Origin of the sequence: Streptomyces sp. NPDC048590, from assembly GCF_043199535.1 — a bacterium.
Taxonomy (GTDB): Bacteria; Actinomycetota; Actinomycetes; order Streptomycetales; family Streptomycetaceae; genus Streptomyces.
On sequence record NZ_JBICWC010000001.1, the window covers coordinates 600,287 to 622,939 of the forward strand.

General features: G+C 71.8%; 19 protein-coding genes. 15 read left to right on the forward strand and 4 right to left on the reverse strand.

The annotated features are described in order from the left end of the window. The first annotated feature begins 31 nt into the window (after positions 1-31). Both ACGFNN_RS02480 and ACGFNN_RS02485 read left to right on the forward strand, forming a co-directional pair. Positions 32-688: a maleylpyruvate isomerase family mycothiol-dependent enzyme gene (locus tag ACGFNN_RS02480; RefSeq protein ID WP_393552090.1), complete on the forward strand. Its 657-nt coding sequence runs from the start codon at positions 32-34 to the stop codon at positions 686-688. A 193-nt stretch (positions 689-881) separates the two neighbouring features. After that, a complete protein-coding gene (locus ACGFNN_RS02485) occupies positions 882-1,748 on the forward strand; it encodes an alpha/beta fold hydrolase (RefSeq protein ID WP_393552091.1) in 867 nt (288 codons plus the stop codon). A gap of 66 nt (positions 1,749-1,814) precedes the next feature. On the opposite strand, the gene ACGFNN_RS02490 is transcribed toward ACGFNN_RS02485, so the two are convergent. The 3 genes from ACGFNN_RS02490 to ACGFNN_RS02500 form a co-directional block, all read right to left on the reverse strand. Continuing rightward, entirely contained in the window at positions 1,815-4,700 is a 2,886-nt protein-coding gene (locus ACGFNN_RS02490) for an ABC transporter substrate-binding protein (RefSeq protein WP_393552092.1), read from the reverse strand. 117 nt (positions 4,701-4,817) lie between these two features. Then, complete coding sequence (locus ACGFNN_RS02495) at positions 4,818-5,636, reverse strand: DUF3097 domain-containing protein (protein ID WP_362549374.1); 819 nt, start codon at positions 5,634-5,636, stop codon at positions 4,818-4,820. Between the two features lie 25 nt (positions 5,637-5,661). Then, complete coding sequence (locus tag ACGFNN_RS02500) at positions 5,662-6,384, reverse strand: MBL fold metallo-hydrolase (protein WP_393552093.1); 723 nt, start codon at positions 6,382-6,384, stop codon at positions 5,662-5,664. Positions 6,385-6,548: 164 nt separating this feature from the next. Here ACGFNN_RS02500 and hrcA point away from each other — a divergent pair, with 164 nt between their 5' ends. The 8 genes from hrcA to ACGFNN_RS02540 all read left to right on the forward strand — a co-directional run bounded on the left by hrcA (position 6,549) and on the right by ACGFNN_RS02540 (position 16,467). After that, positions 6,549-7,565, forward strand: coding sequence for a heat-inducible transcriptional repressor HrcA (gene hrcA, locus ACGFNN_RS02505; RefSeq protein ID WP_362549380.1), 1,017 nt, complete (start codon positions 6,549-6,551; stop codon positions 7,563-7,565). Then, a complete protein-coding gene (gene dnaJ / locus ACGFNN_RS02510) occupies positions 7,566-8,705 on the forward strand; it encodes a molecular chaperone DnaJ (RefSeq protein ID WP_393552094.1) in 1,140 nt (379 codons plus the stop codon). A 156-nt stretch (positions 8,706-8,861) separates the two neighbouring features. Beyond that, positions 8,862-9,935, forward strand: coding sequence for a nitronate monooxygenase (locus ACGFNN_RS02515; RefSeq protein WP_393552095.1), 1,074 nt, complete (start codon positions 8,862-8,864; stop codon positions 9,933-9,935). Further along, positions 9,932-10,675: a 16S rRNA (uracil(1498)-N(3))-methyltransferase gene (locus ACGFNN_RS02520; RefSeq protein ID WP_393552096.1), complete on the forward strand. Its 744-nt coding sequence runs from the start codon at positions 9,932-9,934 to the stop codon at positions 10,673-10,675. Before ACGFNN_RS02515 ends, ACGFNN_RS02520 begins: the two co-directional genes overlap by 4 nt. Positions 10,676-10,750: 75 nt before the next feature. Continuing rightward, complete coding sequence (locus ACGFNN_RS02525) at positions 10,751-13,984, forward strand: S41 family peptidase (RefSeq protein WP_393552097.1); 3,234 nt, start codon at positions 10,751-10,753, stop codon at positions 13,982-13,984. Positions 13,985-14,174: 190 nt separating this feature from the next. Beyond that, positions 14,175-14,534, forward strand: coding sequence for a histidine triad nucleotide-binding protein (locus ACGFNN_RS02530; RefSeq protein WP_393552098.1), 360 nt, complete (start codon positions 14,175-14,177; stop codon positions 14,532-14,534). 13 nt (positions 14,535-14,547) lie between these two features. Next, positions 14,548-15,459, forward strand: coding sequence for a ribonuclease Z (locus tag ACGFNN_RS02535; RefSeq protein ID WP_393552099.1), 912 nt, complete (start codon positions 14,548-14,550; stop codon positions 15,457-15,459). Between the two features lie 15 nt (positions 15,460-15,474). Beyond that, positions 15,475-16,467: an adenosine deaminase gene (locus ACGFNN_RS02540; RefSeq protein WP_393552101.1), complete on the forward strand. Its 993-nt coding sequence runs from the start codon at positions 15,475-15,477 to the stop codon at positions 16,465-16,467. Here the strand turns inward: ACGFNN_RS02540 and ACGFNN_RS02545 are convergent. Next, entirely contained in the window at positions 16,431-17,789 is a 1,359-nt protein-coding gene (locus ACGFNN_RS02545; RefSeq protein ID WP_393552102.1) for an MFS transporter, read from the reverse strand. The genes ACGFNN_RS02540 and ACGFNN_RS02545 overlap by 37 nt on opposite strands. Positions 17,790-18,166: 377 nt before the next feature. On the opposite strand from ACGFNN_RS02545, the gene ACGFNN_RS02550 reads away from it, so the two are divergent. From ACGFNN_RS02550 to ACGFNN_RS02570, 5 genes are all read left to right on the forward strand, one after another. Further along, a complete protein-coding gene (locus ACGFNN_RS02550; protein ID WP_393552103.1) occupies positions 18,167-19,270 on the forward strand; it encodes a carbohydrate kinase family protein in 1,104 nt (367 codons plus the stop codon). Between the two features lie 140 nt (positions 19,271-19,410). Then, positions 19,411-20,472 carry a PhoH family protein gene (locus tag ACGFNN_RS02555; RefSeq protein WP_362549410.1) on the forward strand — a complete coding sequence of 354 codons (1,062 nt, stop codon included), beginning with the start codon at positions 19,411-19,413 and terminating at the stop codon, positions 20,470-20,472. Positions 20,473-20,484: 12 nt separating this feature from the next. Beyond that, positions 20,485-20,982, forward strand: coding sequence for an rRNA maturation RNase YbeY (gene ybeY / locus ACGFNN_RS02560; protein ID WP_362549417.1), 498 nt, complete (start codon positions 20,485-20,487; stop codon positions 20,980-20,982). After that, entirely contained in the window at positions 20,979-22,262 is a 1,284-nt protein-coding gene (locus tag ACGFNN_RS02565) for a hemolysin family protein (RefSeq protein WP_362664646.1), read from the forward strand. The genes ybeY and ACGFNN_RS02565 overlap by 4 nt, the downstream gene beginning before the upstream one ends. Next, a complete protein-coding gene (locus tag ACGFNN_RS02570; RefSeq protein WP_393552104.1) occupies positions 22,259-22,612 on the forward strand; it encodes an MmcQ/YjbR family DNA-binding protein in 354 nt (117 codons plus the stop codon). Before ACGFNN_RS02565 ends, ACGFNN_RS02570 begins: the two co-directional genes overlap by 4 nt. The last annotated feature ends 41 nt before the right edge of the window (positions 22,613-22,653 follow it).

Here is a 22,653-nt window from a genome sequence, read left to right on the forward strand (position 1 = left end):
TGCGGGACACCCGATTTCTGGAGGCTGCCCCATGGATGAACCACACGTCCCGGAGACTCGGAAAACCCTGGAGCGGGCGATTCACGTCGAGCGGTCGGCGCTCGCCCAAGACCTGGCCGAGCTCAGCCAGGCCCAATGGGCGCAAGCGTCACTGTGTGAACGCTGGACCGTGGAGCAGGTCGTAGCCCACCTGACGGCAGGTGCCGAAACGCGGATGTGGCGCTGGCTGCTGAGCATGCTGGCCGCACGGTTCGACCCCGATCTGCACAACGACCGACGGCTGGCACAGCACCGTGGTGCCACACCTGAAGAGACATTCCGACGCTTTCGCGCAGTTGTCGCCGGTCCCGCCGGGCCGACAGGACACACTGCGGCCTGGCTGGGCGAGATCGTCGTCCACAGCGAGGACATCCGTCGGCCGTTGGGTCTTGTGCGGACACCCCCGGTGGCCAGCACGACCGCCGTGGCCCGGTTCTTCGCCGGCCGTGATTTCACCGTGGCAAGCAGGACCGTGACCGCGGGCCTGCGGCTCGAGGCCACGGACGGGCCGTTCACCGCCGGCTCGGGGGATCTGCTCCGGGGGCCGACCCTCTCCCTGGTGATGGGGATGGCGGGCCGCGTAGCGGCGTGCGAGGACCTGGAAGGGGACGGTGTGGCAGTCCTGCGTGCCCGATTGCGCTCAGGCTGAAGACGAGCGAACGGCCCCGGGAGCGATTGGCATCGGGACGTGCCGGGCCGGCGGGTGATCAGCGGGGCGGCCTGCCGGACGGGTGAGGACAGGATGGGACCAGGCGCGCATGGCCCAGGTGAGCCTCACAACTCACCCAACCCGTGCGGTCGTTCAAACGTCATGGCCCGGGACGAAGCGCGATACTCGACCGGTGGACTCGATCTACCGCAGCGTGCCGGGCGAGGAGCTCATCCGACGTTGGTGCCTCGAGCAGCTGGCCGCATGGCCGGTGCCGCACGAACGGAGGACGGTGACGGCCAACGGCGCGCGGACCCACGTGGTGCTCGCCGGATCCGGCGCGACGACGGTCGTATTCGTCCCGGGCACCAACTTCAACGCTGCCGCATCGCTGCCGCTGGCCACGGCCCTGGTCGCTGCCGACTACAAGGTCGTGCTGGTGGACGTCCCCGGCCAGCCCGGTCTCAGCTCTGGCGAACGTGACCTCTCCGGCGGCCGGTTGTCCTGGTACGGGGCGTGGCTGAGCGAGGTGATCGAGACGCTCTCGACCGAGTCGGTGGCGGTGATGGGCCACTCCTTCGGTGCCGCCATCGCCATGTCCAGCGACTCTCCCCTGATCAACCGGCTCGTCCTGGTCTCCCCCGGCGGACTGACCAGGCTGAGGTTGACTCCCGCGGTGCTGGCAGCCTCGGCCGCCTGGTTCCTGCGGCCCGCGCCCTCCCACAGCGCCCGGCTCCTGCGCGCCATGCTCGCGCCCGGCCACCCACCGCGCGACGAACTGGTGGACTGGATGACACTGGTCGCCCGGCACTCGCGCTCCAGCGGGGCGCCCGGCGCCGCCACCTTGTCCGCGCGGTCGATTCCCCGTCTGGTCGTCACCGGGGAGCGCGACGTCTTCCTCCCTTCACGGAGGCTCGGCCAGGCAGTGCGCCGCACGCTCGGAACCGGGCTGGGTGTGATCTCCGAAGCCGGACACCTCGTGGTCGAGGAGTGCCCCGAACACGTGGCCGGCCTGCTGGACGGTCCGGGCCGGCCCGCCTCCGACATCCCCGTGGCGTAGTCGACCTCCCGGTGCCGTGTCTGCCGGCCGTCCAGGACCCGCCCCTTGTACAACGAGCACTCCTGGTCAGGGCACCTTGCAGTCCGCCGCGGTCAGAGGTGTGCGGTCACCGGCGGCCCGCCCGCACACGACACGGGTGCGCGCGTCCGGTCCGGGACGGGTGACCTCGACGATGTTCAGGCCGTGGACACGCTGGTCGGCGTACGGGATCGTCCCCCGGAAGGTGATGGTCCCCGTCGGCATCGAGTGCAGGGCCACGGAGTACAGCGTCGCCCAGGTCTCGGCCGCGCTCTGCTGGGTGTCGCCCCTGGACGCCGCTGCATAGAGGGCCGCCGTGGCCTGGTAGGACATGACCGTCTGACCGCTGGCGAACATCTTGTCCTCGTACGGGCGCTCCTTCGGCAGCGCGGGCAGCTGAGTCCCTTCGGGGAGCAGGGCCTGCAGGGATTTGCGCGAGTCCTCGTAGAACCCGCGCCCGCCGCCCTGGCTCATCGGAGCGAGCGCCCCGTAGTAGAGGGTGACCCGGTCCGCGAGCTTGGTCGAGTCGTCGAAGCGCGCCTTGGTCAGGTCGTCCCCGGTGAACACGGTGATGGCCTTGTCCGAGCATCCCGCGGACTGCCCCAGCCCGGACATCAGCGTGTTGACGTCCTCGACCCGGCCGGCGAAGTAGAAGGCGTCGGGCACCCGCTCCCGTCCGCAGATCGTGTGGAGAGGGCCGTCGAGATTGGCCGATCCGCCGTCCTCGGACAGGGAGTAGCGAGTGTCGGCGACCACCTCGAAGCCGGATCGCCTCAGCATCTCCAGACCCACCCGGCGCTGCTCGGTGGTGTACCGGTCCTTGTCCTCGTTGCCGACCTTCCGGGACAGGACGACGGCCTGCGGGGCCTTCAGCCGGCCGGCCAGGGCGCCGGCGACCAGCCCGAGGGCGTCCGCCTGCTCCTCGTCGGTGGCGGCGAGTCCGAAGTAGTTGGGGAACTCGCGGGCCAGGTCGCTGCCCGAGTTCGTGGTGTCCACCAGGGGCAGCCCCGCGCGCTGGAGGATCTCGGTTGCCTCCGCGCTCTCCGTGGTGTTGCGCCCCAGGCCCACGACCCCGACGACGGAGGGGTCCCGCCGCGCCACCTCGACGATCTTCCTGACGGCGGTGGTCTGCCGCAGCATGTCCTGGCCGCCGTTGGCCGTCAGGACCCTCAGCTTGACCGAGCGGTTCGCCGTGTCGTTGACGAACCGCTGGTGGAGATAGACACCGGTCAGCTCCTCCAGACCCTTGCGGGTGTCCTCCCTGTTCGCGTCGGTGCCGGTGAGCGGGCCCGCGTAGACGATCGTGACGTGCGGGGTGCCGACGCCGATGCCGGCGTTCTGATCCCGTATCGCCTCCTCGATCCGTTCGAAGGTGACCCCCTTCCCTGCACCGTTCAGCTGCAGCGTGTTGCCCTCGGCGAAGCGGACGGCCGGGACCGTCGCCACCCCTATGCACTCGACGGCGCCGCCGGGGCCGGCCAGCCTGACCGAGTCGGTACTGCGTCCGGTGAGCGGGCCGTGGCAGTAGGTCTCCTTCCACCGCTCGCTCCACAGGAACGTCCCGAGCAGGGCGCAGACCAGCAGGACGGCGACGGTCCTCCCCGACATCACCCACCACGTCCAGGTGCGCCGCACCTGGTGGGTGACGAGCTGCGCGTGGGCGTGTTCGTGGGTCAGCTGACCGGTGGACAGCGGCAGCCACAGCACCCAGGCCAGCGCCACGGCCGCCGCGGGCGCCTGGCCGACGCTCAGGGCGTCGACCCAGGTCTCGTAGCGTGCGCGGGCACCGGACCGGGAGGCGGCGTTGGCCGGCGGGTCCGGCGGGAGCGGCGGGGTGTGCCGCATGACCGCCCCGGCGGGCAGCGACGCGAGGAGCAGCAGCGGATCCACCTCGCTGCGGCGCGAACGCACGTTGTTGATGGCGTTGATGAGCAGCATGCCGCCGTTCGCCTCGGTGGCGCGCGGCAGGAACACCACCGGCGGGACGGTGCGCTTGCTGCGCCGCCAGTCCAGGGCGTGCGGCCGGTAGCTGTCCAGCAGGTCCTCCAGCAGCGCCTGGACCCGCAGCTCCAGATGGAACTGGCGCGCGTGCTGGTCGCCCGTCCCCGCGTCGGCCACCCGCTCGGCGACCGCGGCCGCCCGCGCCCGGATCACCTGCCACGAGCGGCCGGGGGAGAGGCGCGACCAGCCGTCGGACGGATACTCCGTGCTCGACGCGGCCAGCGACGACGTGGTCGCGAGCCATCGGCTCGCCGGGCGCAGCCAGAGCAGCGGCGGAGCCGCCCTGGTCAGCAGGCGCACGACCGTCAGACCGGCCACGGCCGCCGCCGCCACCAGCACCGTGAGCAGCCAGCCGATCTCGCCCAGCAGCACGCTGAGCACGGCGATGAAGACCGCCCCCAGGAAGGTCTCCGGCCGGACCGCGGCGCGCAGCGAGTCCCAGGCGTTGTCCCGCCCCGACCGGCTGGCCCGCCAGCGCAGGTCGCTCAGCTCCTCCAGGATGCGTTCGTCGCGTCCGAGGGCGGTGGGACGGTCCGGCTCCGCCACGACGGCGGCGGTGGCCTGCTCGATGGCGGCCAGCAGCCGGGAGCGCGGAAAGGCGAAGGGCTTGTACTGCGAGGAACCGCGGGTCTCCCAGGGCCGCTCGGTGAGCACGCGGACCGTGGAGAGCGCCGCCTCGTACGGGCTGTCGCCGCGGCCCTGGACCAGCTTCACGGGGACCCGGCGCCCCAGGTTCGCGCGGTGGACCTGGTGGACGATCTGCTCGACCCGGTGGTCGATCTCCGGGGCCGCGTCCGCGTCCTCGGCCTGCGCCACCACCAGGGGCATCACCGGCCGGTTGTCCCGGTACTGGTCGATCAGCTGCTGCATGAGGTGGAAGACCGCGGAGGCCGCCTCGTTCTCCGCGCTTTCCCGCCAGTTGTTCCGCGCCATCCCCCCGTGCCTTCCCTCCGGCCGGTCCTTCGATCACCTCTCAATAACGGATGACACGAGGGCAGCGCAGGTGTTCGAGGGGATCGGTACCGGATCCTCCCCGAACGCGACGGGACATCAGCCTGGAAGCGTGACGAAGTCGATCAATTCCTCCACGCGGCCGAGCAGTTGAGGCTCCAGGTCCTTGTACGAGCTGACCTTGGACAGAATGTGCTGCCAGGCGGCTCCGGTGTTCTCCGGCCAGCCCAGCGACCTGCACACCCCCGTCTTCCAGTCCTGGCCGCGCGGCACGGCCGGCCAGCCGGGGATGCCCACGGACGACGGCTTCACCGCCTCCCAGACGTCGATGAAGGGGTGGCCCACCACCAGGACGTTCCCGTCGGTGACCTGGGCGGCGATCCGGGACTCCTTCGAACCCGGCACCAAGTGGTCGACCAGCACACCCAGCCGGGCGTCCGGGCCCGGCGCGAACTCCCGGACGATCGCCGGCAGGTCGTCGATCCCCTCCAGGTACTCCACCACCACGCCCTCGATGCGCAGGTCGTCGCCCCAGACCCGCTCGACGAGCTCGGCGTCGTGCCGCCCCTCCACGTAGATCCGCCCCGCCCGGGCCACCCGCGCCCGCGCCCCGGGCACCGCCACCGAACCGGACGCGGTGCGGGAGGGCCGGACCGGACCCCCCGCCGACGGGCGGACGAGGGTGACGACCCTGCCCTCCAGCAGGAAGCCACGCGGCTCCATCGGGAACACCCGCAGCTTGCCGAACCGGTCCTCCAGTGTCACCGTCGGCCCCTGGGCCGTCTTCTCGCACCGGATCACCGCCCCGCAGAAGCCGGTGCCGGCCTCCTCCACGACCAGATCGGGTTCGGCGGGGACCTCGGGGACGGGGGCGGACCGCTTCCACGGCGGGGTCAGGTCCGGCTGGTAGCTGCGCATGGCACGACGATAAGCGGACGCCCTTTCACGACACGCCGAACCGGGCGGCCAGCCGGTCGCGCTGGGCCCGCACGAACGCCGCGTCGACCACCGCCCCGTGCCCCGGTACGTACAGCGCGTCCTCGCCGCCCAGCTCCAGCAGACGGTCCAGGGCGGCGGGCCAGTGCGAAGGCACCGCGTCCGGACCCGCCTGCGGCTCGCCGGACTCCTCCACCAGGTCGCCGCAGAGCACCACGACCGGGGAGCCCGGCACCAGCACCGCGAGATCGTGTCCGCTGTGGCCGGGGCCCACATTCGCGAGCAGCACCTGGAGTCCGCCGCCGAGATCCAGGGTCGACTCCCCGCTCACCTGGTGCCGGGGTGCCACCAGGGCGTCCGTGGCCGCCGTGGCGTCCGCCGCACTCATCCCGTGCCTCACCGCGTCCGCCCGCAGCTCCTCCGCGCTCCGCACCAGCAGGTCCGCGGTGCCGACGGCTCCGTGGACGGCCGCTCCGGAGAAGGCCGCGGTGCCGAGCACATGGTCGAAGTGCGGATGACTCAGTGCGATATGTGTCACCCTCCGGCCCAGCAGCGCCTCCGCCTGGGTCCTCAGCTCGACACCCTCCCGGAGCGTCGAACCGGTGTCGTAGAGCAGCGCTCCGTCCTGCCCCGCCACCAGCGCGACGGTGGCGTCCCAGACGGGAAGGCGCCGCCGGCCCGCACTGTGGCCCAACCGCTCCCAGCCGAACTCTTCCCAAGAGACATGCATACGGCGACGCTATCGGCAACGACCTGCACAGTCCCCCGACGGCATGGCCGGTCGCCCTTGCCCCGGGGCCACCCCGCCCCCGTACACTGACCGGGGGATTGCTGGCACTCGAACGCACAGAGTGCCAGGCAGAAGCCGAAGAACCACAGCTGGAGGTGTGCGCGGTGCTCAGTGAACGCAGACTCGAAGTGCTGCGCGCCATCGTCCAGGACTATGTCGGCACCGAGGAGCCCGTCGGCTCCAAGGCGCTCACCGAGCGGCACAGCCTCGGGGTCTCCCCTGCGACCGTGCGCAACGACATGGCCGTGCTGGAGGACGAGGGTTTCATCGCCCAGCCGCACACGAGTGCCGGGCGTATTCCGACGGACAAGGGCTACCGTCTCTTCGTCGACAAGCTCGCGGGCGTCAAGCCCCTGTCGTCGCCGGAGCGCCGGGCCATCCAGAACTTCCTCGACGGCGCGGTCGACCTCGACGACGTCGTGGGCCGCACGGTCAGGTTGCTCGCGCAGCTGACCCGGCAGGTCGCCGTCGTGCAGTACCCCTCGCTGACGCGCTCGACCGTCCGGCACGTGGAGCTGCTGTCGCTGGCCCCGGCCAGGCTGATGCTCGTGCTGATCACGGACACGGGCCGTGTCGAACAGCGTATGATCGACTGTCCCGCACCGTTCGGTGACACCTCGCTCGCCGATCTGAGGGCCCGGCTCAACAGCCGGGTCGTCGGACGACGTTTCGCGGACGTCCCGCGTCTGGTGCAGGATCTGCCGGAGTCCTTCGAGACCGAGGACCGGGGCACCGTGTCGACGGTGCTCTCCGTCCTCCTCGAGACCCTGGTCGAAGAGACGGAGGAGCGGCTGATCATCGGCGGCACCTCCAACCTCACCCGCTTCGGGCACGACTTCCCTGTGATGATCCGGCCGGTGCTGGAGGCACTGGAGGAGCAGGTCGTGCTTCTGAAGCTGCTCGGTGAGGCGACGGATTCAGGCATGACCGTACGGATCGGGCACGAGAACGCCCACGAGGGCCTCAACTCCACGTCCGTCGTCGCGGTCGGCTACGGTTCGGGCGACGAGGCAGTCGCCAAACTCGGCGTGGTCGGACCGACCCGCATGGACTACCCCGGAACGATGGGAGCGGTACGCGCAGTGGCACGTTACGTCGGACAGATCCTGGCGGAGTCGTAAGTGGCCACGGACTACTACGCCGTACTCGGCGTGCGCCGCGACGCATCTCAGGACGAGATCAAGAAGGCATTCCGTCGGCTCGCCCGCGAGCTGCACCCGGATGTCAACCCTGATCCGAAGACCCAGGAGCGGTTCAAGGAGATCAACGCCGCTTACGAGGTGCTCTCGGACCCGCAGAAGAAGCAGGTCTACGACCTCGGCGGCGACCCGCTGTCCGCCTCGGGCGGTGGCGGTGGCGCGGGAGGCTTCGGGGCCGGCGGCTTCGGGAACTTCAGCGACATCATGGACGCGTTCTTCGGCACGGCGTCGCAGCGGGGCCCCCGTTCGCGCACCCGGCGCGGCCAGGACGCGATGATCCGCCTGGAGATCGACCTCTCGGAAGCCGCCTTCGGCACGACCAAGGACATCCAGGTCGACACCGCCGTCGTCTGCAACACCTGCAGCGGCGAGGGCGCGGCCCCCGGCACCTCCGCGCAGACCTGTGACATGTGCCGCGGCCGCGGTGAGGTCTCCCAGGTCACCAGGTCGTTCCTCGGCCAGGTCATGACCTCGCGTCCCTGCCCGCAGTGCCAGGGCTTCGGCACGGTCGTGCCGACCCCGTGTCCCGAGTGCGCCGGCGACGGACGCATCCGCTCGCGGCGCACCCTCACCGTGAAGATCCCGGCCGGTGTCGACAACGGCACCCGGATCCAGCTCGCGGGCGAGGGCGAGGTCGGTCCCGGCGGCGGGCCCGCCGGTGATCTCTACGTGGAGATCCACGAGCTCCCGCACGCCGTGTTCCAGCGGCGCGGTGACGACCTGCACTGCACGGTCACCATCCCGATGACGGCGGCGGCGCTCGGCACCCAGGTGCCACTGGAGACACTCGACGGCCTCGAGGAGATCGACATCCGGCCGGGCACCCAGTCGGGGCAGTCGGTCCCGCTGCACGGGCGCGGCATCACGCACCTGCGCGGCAACGGACGCGGTGACCTCATCGTGCACGTCGAGGTCACGACCCCGACGAAGCTCGACCCCGAACAGGAGCGCCTTCTGCGGGAGCTGGCCCAGATGCGCGGGGAGGAGCGGCCCACCGGGCAGTTCCAGCCCGGTCAGCAGGGGCTGTTCTCCCGTCTGAAGGACGCCTTCAACGGCCGCTGAACCCCGTCACGACGCCGCCCGCCGGTCCCTTACCGGCGGGCGGCGCTCTGCGTCCACCGGTCCTCCCCGGCAGGTGGCGCGGGTGTGCGGGCGGGTCCGTCCACCGTGTGAAACGGCAGATTCGGCACGATCCGCCGGACGTGGCACGATGCGCTCATGTCCTTGGCGCTGACCGGTCTCTGCCGGTACCCGATCGTGCAGGCCCCCATGGCCGGCGGGGTCTCCGGGCCGGAGCTGGCCGCCGCCGTGACCGAGGCCGGCGGGATCGGCTTCCTCGCCGCCGGCTACAAGACGGCCGACGGGATGTACGACGAGGTGGAACGCCTCAGGAGGGCGACCGGCGGCCCCTTCGGCGTCAACCTGTTCATGCCGCAGCCCCTGGTCGCCGACCCGGGCGCCGTCGAGATCTACCGCGACCAGCTCGCCGGTGAGGCGGCCTGGTACGAGACCCCGCTCGGGGTACCGGACGAGCGGGGCGACGACGGCTACGAGGCCAAGGTCGCGATCCTGCTCGAAGAACCCGTACCCGTGGTGTCCTTCACCTTCGGCTGCCCCGCCCGTGAGGTCCTCGACGCCTTCGCCGCCGCCGGGACCCTCACCGTCGTCACCGTCACCACGCCCCAGGAGGCGCGGAACGCCAGCTGGGCCGGGGCCGGCGCGCTCTGCGTGCAGGGCACCGAGGCGGGCGGCCACCAGTCCACGCACCGCGACGACCCGCAGGGCGGGCTCGCCGGCACGGGGCTGCTCTCCCTGATCGCCGAGGTCCGCGCCTCGGTGGACCTCCCGCTGATCGCGGCCGGAGGGCTGATGCGCGGCTCGCAGATCACCGCGGTCCTGGCGTCCGGCGCCGACGCCGCGCAGCTCGGTACGGCGTTCCTGCCGTGCCCGGAGTCCGGCGCGCACCCGCTGCACAAGCGGGCGCTGACCGACCCGCTGTTCGTGACCACCGCGCTGACCCGGGCGTTCTCCGGCCGGCCCGCGCGCGGGCTCGTCAACCGCTTCGTCCGGGAGCACGGTCCGTACGCCCCCGCCGCCTACCCGCAGGTCCACCAGATCACCGGCGGACTGCGCAGGGCCGCCGCCGCGGCCGGTGACGCCCAGGGCATGGCGCTCTGGGCCGGTCAGGGGCACCGCCTGGCACGGGAGCTGCCCGCCGGTGAACTCGTCGGTCTGCTCGCCGCAGAGATGGAAGCCGCGCGCGCGGCCGTGAGCGTGAGGAGTGCCCAGTGACGGCACCGGTCTTCGTCGTCGAACAGCTGCCCGTCGGGCCGGAGTTCGTCCTGGAGGGTCCCGAGGGGCGGCACGCCGTGTCGGTGAAACGGCTGAACCCGGGAGAGGACGTCGTCCTCACCGACGGCCGGGGCCACTGGGCGGAAGCCGTCGTAAGGGCCGCCGAGGGCAAGGACCGGCTCGTCGTCGGTCTGGGGGAGCTCCGCGAGGAACCGGCGCCCGCCCCCTTCATCACCGTCCTCCAGGCGCTGCCCAAGGGCGACCGCGGTGAACTTGCCGTGGAGACCATGACCGAGACGGGCGTCGACGCGATCGTGCCCTGGCAGGCCTCGCGCTGCATCACCCAGTGGAAGGGCGATCGCGGCCTCAAGTCCCTGGCCAAGTGGCGGAACACGGCCCGTGAGGCGGGGAAGCAGTCGCGCCGGGTGCGCTTCCCCGAGGTGGCCGACGCGATGACGACCAAACAGGCCGCCAGGCTGCTGGCGACGGCCGACCTCGCCGTGGTCCTGCACGAGGACCGCGACCACGACAGCGAGCCACTGGCCACCGTGCCCCTGCCGGAGGCCGGCACCATCGTGCTCGTCGTCGGCCCGGAAGGCGGTGTGTCGCCGGATGAACTCGCCACCTTCGCCGCCGCCGGCGCCCGGACCTGCCGACTGGGGCCGACCGTACTGCGCACCTCCACCGCGGGCACGGCGGCGACGGCCCTGCTGCTGGGGCGCACCGGCCGCTGGTCCTGAGGGCAGGGCTTCTCCGTACGGCGAACTCCGGCCAACTCACGCCCCTGCCGCGGGGCGCGGGCCTAGGCTGATCACGTGACACAGCCTTCCTACCTCCGGTATCCCCATGTCCAGGGCGACTTGATCGCCTTCACCGCAGAGGACGATGTCTGGCTGGCGCCGCTCGACGGCGGCCGGGCATGGCGCGTGAGCGCCGACAACCGACCCGTCACCCAGCCACGGATATCGCCGGACGGCAGCCTCGTCGCCTGGACGTCCAGGCGGGACGGCGCCCCCGAGGTGCATCTCGCGCCCGTCGACGGCGGGCCTTCCAGGAAGCTGACCCACTGGGGGGACGCGCGCACCTCCGTACGCGGCTGGACACCCGAGGGCGAGGTGCTGGTGATCAGCACCCAGGGGCAGGTCTCGCTGCGGCGGAGCTGGGCCCGCGCCGTCCCCGTCGACGGCGGGCCCGCCCGCACCCTGCCCTACGGGCCCGTCGGCTCCCTCGCGTACGGACCAGGCCGGCGGGTGCTGCTGCTCTCGGCCGGCATGGGACGTGAGGCCGCGGCGTGGAAGCGCTACCGCGGCGGAACCGCGGGCAAGCTCTGGATCGCCGCGACGGACCGTCCGGACGGCGCCCCGGAGGAGTTCAGCCGCGTCCACGAGGATCTCGACGGCAACATCGAATGCCCCATGTGGGCCGGTGAGCGCATCGCCTTCCTCAGCGACCACGAAGGCGTCGGCGCCGTCTACTCCTCCCTCCCCGACGGCACGGACCTGCGCCGCCACACCGGCACCGACGGCTTCTACGCCCGGCACGCCACCACCGACGGAACACGGATCTGCTACGCCCAGGCAGGCGAACTGTGGGTCCTGGACAGCCTGGAGAGCGACCGGCCCCGGCGGCTGGACGTCCGCCTCGGAGGCCAGCGCACCGACCTGCAGCCGTACTCCGTGCACGCGAGCGGTCACTCCTGCAGCGCCTCGCCCGACCGCACCGGCCGCGGCAGCGCGATCGGGTCCCGGGGCGCCGTCCACTGGGTCACCCACCGCGAGGGACCCGCGCGGACGCTCGCCGCCGAACCCGGCGTACGGGCCAGGCTCCCGCGGGCCTTCCAGGCCGGCGGTGACCAGCACGTCGTCTGGGTCACCGACGCCGAGGGCGAGGACGCCCTGGAGTGCGCCCCCGCCACCGGCACCGCGCCCGGCGCCGTGCCCCGGCGCCTCGCGGCCGGCAGGATCGGCCGGGTCCTCGATCTGGCCCCCGCCCCCGACGGCAGCCGCTTCGCCGTCGCCGCCCACGACGGGCGGGTACTCGTCGTCGAGCGGGAGAGCGGAGAGGTGCACGAGCTGGACCGCAGCGAGGACGGCGACGCCTCCGGGCTGGTCTTCTCGCCCGACTCCGCCTGGCTCGCCTGGTCCCACCCCGGGCCCGCCTCGCTCAGCCAGATCAAGCTGGCCCACCTGGCGGACCTGGGGGTCACCGAGGCGACCCCGCTGCGCTTCCGGGACTTCGCCCCCGCGTTCACCACCGACGGCAAGCACCTGGCCTTCCTCTCCGAGCGCGCCTTCGACCCGGTCTACGACTCGCACGTCTTCGACCTGGCGTTCGTCGGGACCTGCCGGCCTCATCTGCTGACCCTCGCCGCCACCACCCCCTCCCCGTTCGGGCCGCAGCTCCACGGCCGTCCCGCCGAGAAGGAGAAGGACGGCGACTCCGACGACAACCCCACCGCGCTCCCCGTCACCCGCGTCGACCTCGACTCGCTCGCCGACCGGATCGTGCCGGTGCCCGTCGAGGCCGCCCGCTACTCCTCGCTGCGGGCCGCGAAGGGCGTACTGCTGTGGCTGCGGCATCCGGTGAGCGGTGTGCTCGGCACCGGCGCGGCCACGCCCGGGGCCCGCAATCCCGGGCCCGTCCTGGAGCGGTACGACCTGGAGAAGCCGCACCGCGACGAAGTGGCACACGACATCAGCCGGTTCGCGGTCAGCGGCGACGGCAAGCGGCTGGTCCTGCACAGCGACGGCGATCTGAAGGTGATCCCCTCCGACGGCCGCCTCTCCGGGGACTCCGGCGACGACGGCGACAACCAGCTCACCGTCGATCTCTCCCGAGTCCGGCGCACCCTCGACCCGGGTGCCGAGTGGCGCCAGATGTACGAGGAGACCGGCCGTGTCATGCGGGACAACTTCTGGCGCCCGGACATGGGCGGCGTCGACTGGGACGGCGTCCTGGACCGCTACCGGCCCGTCCTCGGGCGGGTCGCCACCTACGACGACCTCATGGACCTCCTCTGGGAGGTGCAGGGCGAACTCGGCACCTCCCACGCCTACGTGAACCCGCCCGCCTGGGGCGGCGGCGCCGCACAGGGACTGCTGGGCGCCGACCTCTCCCGGGCGGAGGACGGCAGCTGGCGCATCGACCGGATCCTGCCCACGGAGTCCTCGGACCCCGACGCCTGGTCCCCGCTCACCGCGCCGGGCGTCGCCGTTCGCCCGGGGGACACCGTCCTGGCGGTCGACGGCCTTCCCGTCGACAGCCTCACCGGACCCGCCCCGCTGCTCGACGGCGCCGCCGGCAAACCCGTCGAGCTGACGGTCCAGCCGGTCGACGGCGGCGACCCCCGCCATGTCGTCGTCGTACCCGTCGCCGACGAGGAGGCCCTGCGCTACCACGCGTGGGTCGCCGACCGGCGCGCGTACGTGCACGAGAGGTCGGGGGGCCGCCTCGGCTACCTCCACGTCCCCGACATGGTCGGCTCAGGCTGGGCCCAGATCCACCGGGACCTGCGGGTCGAGGTGGCCCGGGAGGGACTGGTGGTGGACGTACGGGAGAACCGCGGCGGCCACACCTCGCAGCTGGTGGTCGAGAAGCTGGCCCGGCGCATCGTCGGATGGGACCTGCCGCGCGGTATGCGGCCGGTCAGCTATCCGGGGGACGCACCGCGCGGACCGGTCGTGCTCGTGGCCAACGAGTTCTCCGGCTCCGACGGCGACATCGTCAACGCGGCGGTCAAGGCGCTCGGCATCGGGCCGGTGATCGGGACACGCACCTGGGGCGGGGTCATCGGCATCGACAGCCGCTACCGCCTCGTCGACGGCACGCTCGTCACCCAGCCGAAGTACGCCTTCTGGCTCGAGGGGTACGGCTGGGGCGTCGAGAACCACGGCGTCGACCCGGACGTCGAGGTCGTGACGACCCCGCAGGACCACGCCGCGGGCAGGGACCCCCAGCTGGACGAGGCGATCCGGACCGCGCTGGAGTCGCTCACGCGGACGCCGGCGAAGACGGCCCCGCCGCTTCCCCCGCCGGCCCCGGCGGAGTAGGACCCCACCGGGCGGGAACGCGGGAACGCGGGACCCAGGGGGCTGCGCTCCCGCCCAGGTGATCGCCGAGGAGCCGAGTCGGCCGCTTCCCGCCGGGTGACGCCCGCTAGGCTGCCCTTTCGGGCACGCCCCGGGCCCTACGGCCCATTCCAGGCACGCCCCGGCCGATCACCACGACCCAGGAGCACCCATGGCGGGAGAGCCGCAGACCGACTGTCTGTTCTGCAAGATCGTCACCGGGGACATCCCGGCGACCATCGTCCGCGAGAGCCCGACGACCGTCGCCTTCCGCGACATAAACCCCCAGGCCCCGACCCACGTCCTGGTCATCCCCAAGGCGCACTACCCGGACGCCGCCTCCCTCGCCGCCGCCGAACCGGAGACCGCCGCCGACGTGCTGCGCGAGGCCGGTCTCGTCGCCGCAGACGAGAAGCTCACCGAGACCGGGTACCGGATCGTCCTGAACACGGGTGCGGGCGCCGGGCAGACCGTCTTCCACGCGCACGCCCACGTCCTGGGCGGCCGTGGCATGCAGTGGCCCCCCGGCTAGGCGGACCCCACCCGTGTCCGTACGCGAACTCGTGGTCCTCGGCACCGCCAGCCAGGTGCCGACCCGGCACCGCAACCACAACGGCTACCTCCTGCGCTGGGACGGCGAGGGCATCCTCTTCGATCCCGGCGAGGGGACCCAGCGCCAGATGCTGCGGGCGGGGGTCGCCGCCCACGACATCGACCGCATCTGCGTCACCCACTTCCACGGCGACCACTCGCTGGGCCTCGCGGGCGTGATCCAGCGGATCAACCTGGACCAGGTCCCGCACCCGGTCACCGCCCACTTCCCGGCGAGCGGGCAGCACTTCTTCGACCGGCTGCGCCACGCGACCGCCTACCGCGAGTCCGTCGAACTGACCGAGGCCCCGGTCACCGGGAACGGCGGCGTCCTCGCCGCCACCGGCTCGTACACCCTCGACAGCCACCGGCTCTCCCATCCGGTCGAGTCCTACGGCTACCGCCTGACCGAACCCGACCGGTCACGCATGCTGCCCGCGGAACTCGCCCGGCACGGCATCACGGGACCCGACGTCGGCCGGATCCAGCGGGAAGGATCGCTGCGCGGCGTCACCCTCGAAGAGGTCTCCGAACCCCGCCGCGGCCAGCGTTTCGCGTTCGTCATGGACACCAGGCTCTGCGACGGCGCGTTCGCCCTCGCCGAAGGATGCGACATGCTGGTCATCGAGTCGACCTTCCTCGACGAGGACGGCCGGCTCGCCGCCGACCACGGCCACCTCACCGCCGGCCAGGCGGCCCGGGTGGCGAAGGAGTCGGGCGTACGGCACCTCGTGCTGACGCACTTCTCCCAGCGCTACTCCGACCCCGGAGCCTTCGAGGAGCAGGCCAGGGCCGCCGGCTTCGAAGGCGAACTGACCATCGCCCAGGACCTCATCACGGTCCCCGTACCCACCCGCCACACGTAACGTAACGAGAACCCCGTGCACCTCCCCAAAGCCGAACTCCACCTCCACATCGAGGGGACCCTCGAACCCGAGCTGGCCTTCGCCCTCGCCGCGCGCAACGGCGTGGAACTCACCTACGCGGACACCGAAGCACTGCGCGAGGCCTACCTCTTCGAGGACCTCCAGAGCTTCCTCGACCTGTACTACGCGCTGATGGCCGTGCTGCGTACCGAGGAGGACTTCGCCGAACTGGCCGACGCCTACCTCGCCCGCGCCGCCGCCCAGGGCGTCCGGCACGCGGAGATCTTCTTCGACCCGCAGGCACACACCGACCGCGGTGTCCCGATCGGCACGGTCATCGAGGGGCTCGGCCGGGCGCTGGACCGCAGCGAGGAGACCCACGGCATCTCCACCCAGCTGATCATGTGCTTCCTGCGCGACAAGTCCGCGGAGTCGGCCCTGGAGACGCTGGAGGCCGCGAAGCCGTACATCGGGCGCATCAGCGCCGTCGGCCTGGACTCCGCCGAGGTCGGCAACCCGCCCGCGAAGTTCCGCGAGGTGTACGCGGCGGCCACCGCCCTCGGCCTGCGCAAGGTCGCCCACGCCGGCGAGGAGGGACCGCCGGAGTACATCCGCGAGGCCCTGGACGTCCTCGGCGTCGAACGGATCGACCACGGCCTGCGCTGCATGGAGGACGGCGAGCTGGTGGACCGACTGGTCTCCGAGCGGATCCCGCTGACGCTGTGTCCGCTGTCCAACGTACGGCTGCGCGCCGTCGACATCCTGGAGGAGCACCCGCTGCGCGCCATGATGGACGCGGGCCTGCTCTGCACGGTGAACTCCGACGACCCGGCCTACTTCGGCGGATACGTCGGAGACACCTTCCACGCGGTCCACGAGGCGCTCGGCCTGGACCGTGAGCAGCTGCGGACACTGGCCCGCAACTCCTTCGAGGCGGCCTTCCTCGACCACGACGAGGAGCGCCGGGCGCGCTACCTCTCCGAGGTCGAGGCGTACGCGTTCGACTGACCGGCCCCACCGGACGGCCCCGCCGTCCGGAAGGCGCTGCGCACCAGACGCCTGCGCCGCAGCGCGGGCACGCTGATCTCCGCCACCGCCTGCTCCGGCGCGCCCAGCTTGGGCACGGCGCCGGACAGGCTGTTGGTGGTGGCGGCGAGCAGGGCGGCGGGGGCGCCACCCCTGCGACGGACGGAACCGGGCACCAGCGGACGTCCACCGGCGTGCAGGGCCACGGCCGTCACGGGTGCCACGACCAGCAGGGTGGCCGTGCCGAGGATCAGGCCCATCACCGCGTAACCGGCCTGCTCGGAGAGCACGCTGCCGAGCAGGGGGCCGCAGGCCGTGCCGACGGACGAAGCCGAGCCGGCGAGGACGGCCCAGCGGCCGCGCACGTCCAGCGAGGCCGCCAGACCGATCAGGTAGGACAGGACCACCGGGTAGAAGGTGTTCCACGCGATCTCACCGGTGGCGAACGACCCCAGGTCCTCGGCCGAGGAGCTGAGCACGATGCTTCCGGCGATGATCATCGTCCCGACGCCGATCGGCACGGCCCGTCCGAGGCGGGACCCCAGCATCCCGGCGCCCATGACGCCGATCAGTCCCGCACCCAGGGCGACGGCGAACACCGCGCCGATCGTCACCTCGGAGAGGCCGACCTGGACGGCGCCGATGCGGCTGCTCACCCCCCACAGGGCGTTCTGCGCCATGGACCAGACGAGCATCCCGCCCGCCAGCACCAGCCCCGACCGCCGGTGCGGCAGCCGCGACCGGACCGACGAGGTCCCGCCGGCGGCGGTGGGGCCGCCCAGCCGGGCGGTGGCGGGCCAGACCAGCAGGGCGACCAGTGCGATGGACGCGAAGGGCAGCCGGTGCCCGCCGCCCAGGTGAGGAACCGTCAGGTAGAGGGCGCCCGCGGTGGCCGAGACACTCAGCAGCCCGAGCGACGAGGTCCGGTGCGGGTCACTCTGCTCCGCGATGCCGGAGGCCGCCACGGCGGTCGCGGTGCCGGAGCCGAAGCCGCCGATCACGACACCGGCGACGACCAGCGGGATCGAGCTGGTCAGCGCCGCGCAGCCGTAACCGGCCACGGCGAGCAGCAGCCCCATGCGGGCAGGTCTGCGCGCACCCAGTCTGTCGACGCGTCCCGCCAGGGTGAAGCCGGCCGATGCCGAGCTGAGCAGGAGGGCACTCCCGACCAGACCGGCCTGGGCCGAACTCAGGCCCAGGTAGGTGCTGAGACGGCCGACGATGGTGGGGAGCAGATACGCGGCGAGGTAACCGGCGGTGAACACGGCGACCAGGGGCCACGCGGCGCGCGGGCGCGAGGACATGGGCGTTCCTGAAGACATGCCAGAGGAGGCAGAAGAAGGCAGGGGAGGGCGGAGCGGGGTAAAGCTGTGGAGCCCTGGACCAGGGCAGAGGAGGGTAAGGCGAGGAACTGCGGGAGAAGCGGCACTCGTCGTCAACCGTCCCGATCGGTGCTCGCGGGCAATTTGTATCAAGCGTGCCCAGCCCTCGGAAAGTCGGCTCGATGTGATCCGGCTCACAATGAGGTTTATGCACTCCGGAGCCGGGTATTCGCGCATGTTTATGCAGGTGAGGGACGGGCTGCGCGCCACGGCGAGAACCCTGGGGATACGGCGGCCGATCCGGCACACTGGCCGGTAACCCGCATTGATCCAGAACCGCCACGGCCGGGGAGCGCACGGTGAGCACAGCAGATCCAGGCATCGACCCGCTGCTGGGGCTGCGTGCCCCGCAGGACCCGGCCTGCGACGTCTTCCTGACCGGCACGGTCTTCCTGGACATCATCTTCACCGGCCTGGACAGCGCGCCGGTGCGCGGGACGGAGTCCTGGGCCCGGGGCATGGGCTCCAGCCCCGGCGGCGTCGCCAACATGGCCACCGCGCTCGCCCGCCTCGGCCTGCGCACCTCCCTCGCCGCCGCGTTCGGTGACGACCACTACGGGGAGTACTGCTGGGACGCTCTCGAACAGGGTGAGGGCATCGACCTGTCCATGTCCCGCACGGTCCCGGGCTGGCACTCGCCGGTCACCGTCTCGATGGCGTACGAGGGGGAGCGCACCATGGTCTCCCACGGCCACGAGGCGCCCGCCCCCACCGCGTCCCCCGTGCCCGGCCGCACCCTGCCGCACTGCCCGCCGCGCGCCCGCGCCGCAGTGGCCTCGCTGGTCCCCGGCCGCGGCGAGCCCTGGGTGGCCGGAGCCGCCCGGAACGGCGCGACGGTCTTCGCCGACGTCGGCTGGGACGAGACCGGCCGGTGGGACCTGGACGCCCTGCCCGACCTGGAGCACTGCGCGGCCTTCCTCCCCAACGCCGAGGAGGCCATGCGGTACACCCGCACCGACTGCCCGCGCGCGGCGGCCCACGCCCTCGCCGAACGGGTGCCGCTGGCCGTCGTCACCCTGGGCGCGGAAGGCGCCTACGCGGTGGAACGCGAGACCGGGACCGCGGCGGACGTGCCCGCCATCGAGGTGGAGGCCCTCGACCCCACCGGCGCCGGCGACGTCTTCGTCGCCGGGTTCGTCACCGGGACCCTGGCCGGCTGGCCGCTCGCCGACCGCCTCGCCTTCGCCGGGCTGACGGCCGCCCTGTCCGTGCAGGAGTTCGGCGGATCGCTGTCCGCGCCGGGATGGGCGGAGGTCGCGGGCTGGTGGCAGCAGGTCCGCACCACTCCCGGTCAGGACCCGGCGGCCCTGGAGCGCTACGCCTTCCTCGAGGAGCTGCTGCCCGCGACGGACAGGCCATGGCCGCTGCGCAGGGCCGTGCCGACCATCGGTTTCCGGAGCTGAGGTACCGGCGGTGAAGTGCTGATGATCACCGGGGAAAACCCCTCGGTGTTGTCGGTGGGGAGTCGTAGGCTGGTAGTCCAGAGGCCGTCGAGCAGCGACGACCCTGAACGGGAGGTATGCGCAGGCCCGAGGGCCGGCCCATGACGCAGTCACCTACACAGCCGCAGGCGACGGCCCGGATCAGGATTCCGGCCGCACACCCCATGGTGATGCTCCTGGGGTCGGGCGATTCGCTGCTGCGCGTGATCGAAACGGCGTTCCCGGCCGTCGACATCCATGTCCGGGGCAATGAGATCAACGCGACTGGAATCGCGGCGGACGTCGCCCTGGTCCAGCGCCTTTTCGACGAGATGGTGCTGGTGCTCCGCACCGGGCTGCCGATGACGGAGGACGCCGTGGAACGCTCGATCGCGATGCTCAAGGCGAGCGGGAATGGCGAGGCGGACGGCCAGGAGACCCCCGCCGAGGTCCTCACCCAGAACATCCTCTCCAGCCGCGGCCGCACGATCCGTCCCAAGACGCTCAACCAGAAGCGGTACGTCGACGCGATCGACAAGCACACCATCGTCTTCGGCATCGGCCCCGCGGGTACCGGCAAGACCTACCTCGCCATGGCCAAGGCGGTCCAGGCCCTGCAGTCCAAGCAGGTCAGCCGGATCATCCTGACCAGGCCCGCCGTCGAGGCGGGGGAGCGGCTCGGCTTCCTGCCCGGCACGCTCTTCGACAAGATCGACCCGTATCTGCGCCCGCTCTACGACGCCCTGCACGACATGCTCGACCCGGACTCGATCCCCCGGCTCATGGCCGCGGGCACGATCGAGGTCGCGCCGCTGGCGTATATGAGGGGCCGGACCTTGAATGATGCTTTCATCATCCTGGACGAGGCGCAGAACACCAGCACCGAGCAGATGAAGATGTTCCTCACCCGCCTCGGCTTCGACTCCAAGATCGTCATCACCGGTGACGTCACCCAGGTCGACCTCCCCGGCGGCACGAAGAGCGGGCTGCGCCAGGTCCAGGACATCCTCGACGGCGTCGAGGACGTCCACTTCTCCCGGCTCACCTCCCAGGATGTCGTCCGGCACAAGCTCGTCGGCCGTATCGTCGACGCGTACGAGAAGTACGACAACCGAGCCGGTCAGCGAGACGGACACCCGGAAGGCCGCGAAGACGGCCGACGTGACCGCCGAAAAGGGAAGTAGTCGCAGCGCACCATGTCGATCGACGTCAACAACGAGTCCGGAACCGAGGTCGACGAGCAGGCGATCCTCGACATCGCCCGCTACGCGCTCGCCCGGATGCGGATCCACCCGCTGTCCGAACTCTCGGTGATCGTGGTGGACACCGCCGCCATGGAGCAGCTCCACATCCAGTGGATGGACCTCCCGGGCCCGACCGATGTCATGTCCTTCCCGATGGACGAGCTGCGTCCGCCGGCCAAGGACGACGAGGAGCCCCCGCAGGGGCTCCTCGGCGACATCGTGCTCTGCCCGGAGGTCGCCGAGCAGCAGGGCAAGGACGCCGAGACGCAGCACTCGATGGACGAGGAGCTCCAGCTCCTCACCGTCCACGGGGTCCTGCACCTCCTGGGGTACGACCACGAGGAGCCGGACGAGAAGGCCGAGATGTTCGGGCTCCAGGCGGCCATCGTCGACGGCTGGCGCGGTGAGCGCGGCCTGACCGGACCGTCGCCCGCCCCCACGGTCTCGTGAGCGTCCCCCTCGTCTCCGGAGCCGTCCTGCTCATCGTCGTGGGATGGCTCGCGGCCTGCGCCGAGGCCGGTATCGCGCGTACGTCGAGCTTCCGCGCGGCGGAGGCGGTGCGGGCCGGGCGCCGTGGCAGCGCGAAACTGGAACAGGTCGCCGCCGACCCCACCCGCTACCTCAACGTCGCGCTGCTCGTCAGGGTGGCCTGCGAGATGTCGGCCGGGGTCCTCGTCACCTACGCCTGCCTCAAGGAGTTCCCGGAGACCTGGCAGGCCCTCGCCCTCGCCATGGGCGTCATGGTGCTCGTCAGCTACGTCGCCATCGGGGTCTCCCCGCGCACCATCGGCCGCCAGCACCCGCTGAACACCGCCACGGCCGCGGCGTACGTCCTGCTGCCGCTCGCCAGGATCATGGGCCCGATCCCCCAGTTGCTGATCCTCCTCGGGAACGCGCTCACCCCGGGCAAGGGCTTCCGTAAGGGCCCCTTCGCCAGCGAGGCCGAACTCCGCGCGATGGTCGACCTCGCAGAGCAGGAGTCGCTCATCGAGGACGACGAACGCCGCATGGTGCACTCGGTCTTCGAGCTCGGCGACACCCTGGTGCGCGAGGTCATGGTGCCCCGCACCGACCTGGTCTGCATCGAGCGCTACAAGACGGTCCGGCAGGCGCTGACCCTCGCGCTGCGCTCCGGGTTCTCCCGCATCCCGGTCACCGGGGAGAACGAGGACGACATCGTCGGGATCGTCTACCTCAAGGACCTGGTCCGCAAGACGCACATCAACCGGGAGGCGGAGTCCGACCTGGTCTCCACCGCGATGCGTCCCGCCGCCTTCGTGCCCGACACCAAGAACGCCGGGGACCTGCTGCGCGAGATGCAGCAGGACCGCAGCCATGTGGCCGTCGTCATCGACGAGTACGGCGGCACCGCCGGCATCGTCACCATCGAGGACATCCTCGAGGAGATCGTCGGCGAGATCACCGACGAGTACGACCGCGAGCTCCCTCCGGTCCAGGAGCTGGAAAACGGCAGCTTCCGGGTGACCGCCCGGCTCGACATCGGCGACCTCGGGGAGCTCTTCGGCCTCGACGCCTACGACGACGAGGACGTGGAGACCGTCGGAGGTCTGCTGGCGAAGGCGCTCGGGCGGGTCCCGATCTCCGGGGCCTCCTCGATCGTCGATCTTCCCGACGGGCGCAAGCTCCGGCTCACCGCGGAGTCCTCGGCGGGCCGCAGGAACAAGATCGTCACCGTGCTGGCCGAACCGGAGGGAAGCGAGGCGGCATGACCCCCGAGGAACTGCGTACGTTCTGCCTGGAGTTCAACGCCAGTGCGGAGGAGTTCCCGTTCGGACCGGAGGCATCGGTCTTCAAGGTCGTCGGGAAGATGTTCGCCCTGAGCGTCCTCGACGCCGAGCCTCTGAAGGTCAGCCTCAAGTGCGACCCGGACGAGGCGCTGCGGCTCCGCAAGGACCACCCCGCGATCGTCCCGGGCTGGCACCTCAACAAGCGCCACTGGAACACCGTGACGGTCTCCGAGCTCCCGGACCGGATGGTCCGGGAGCTCGTGGAGGACAGCTACGACCTGGTGGTCGCGGGGCTGCCGAAGGCGGAACGCCTCCGCCTCGACCGGCCGTAGTCCGGGCACCAGGGCCGGTCCGGCGGATCAGGGGCGGCCCC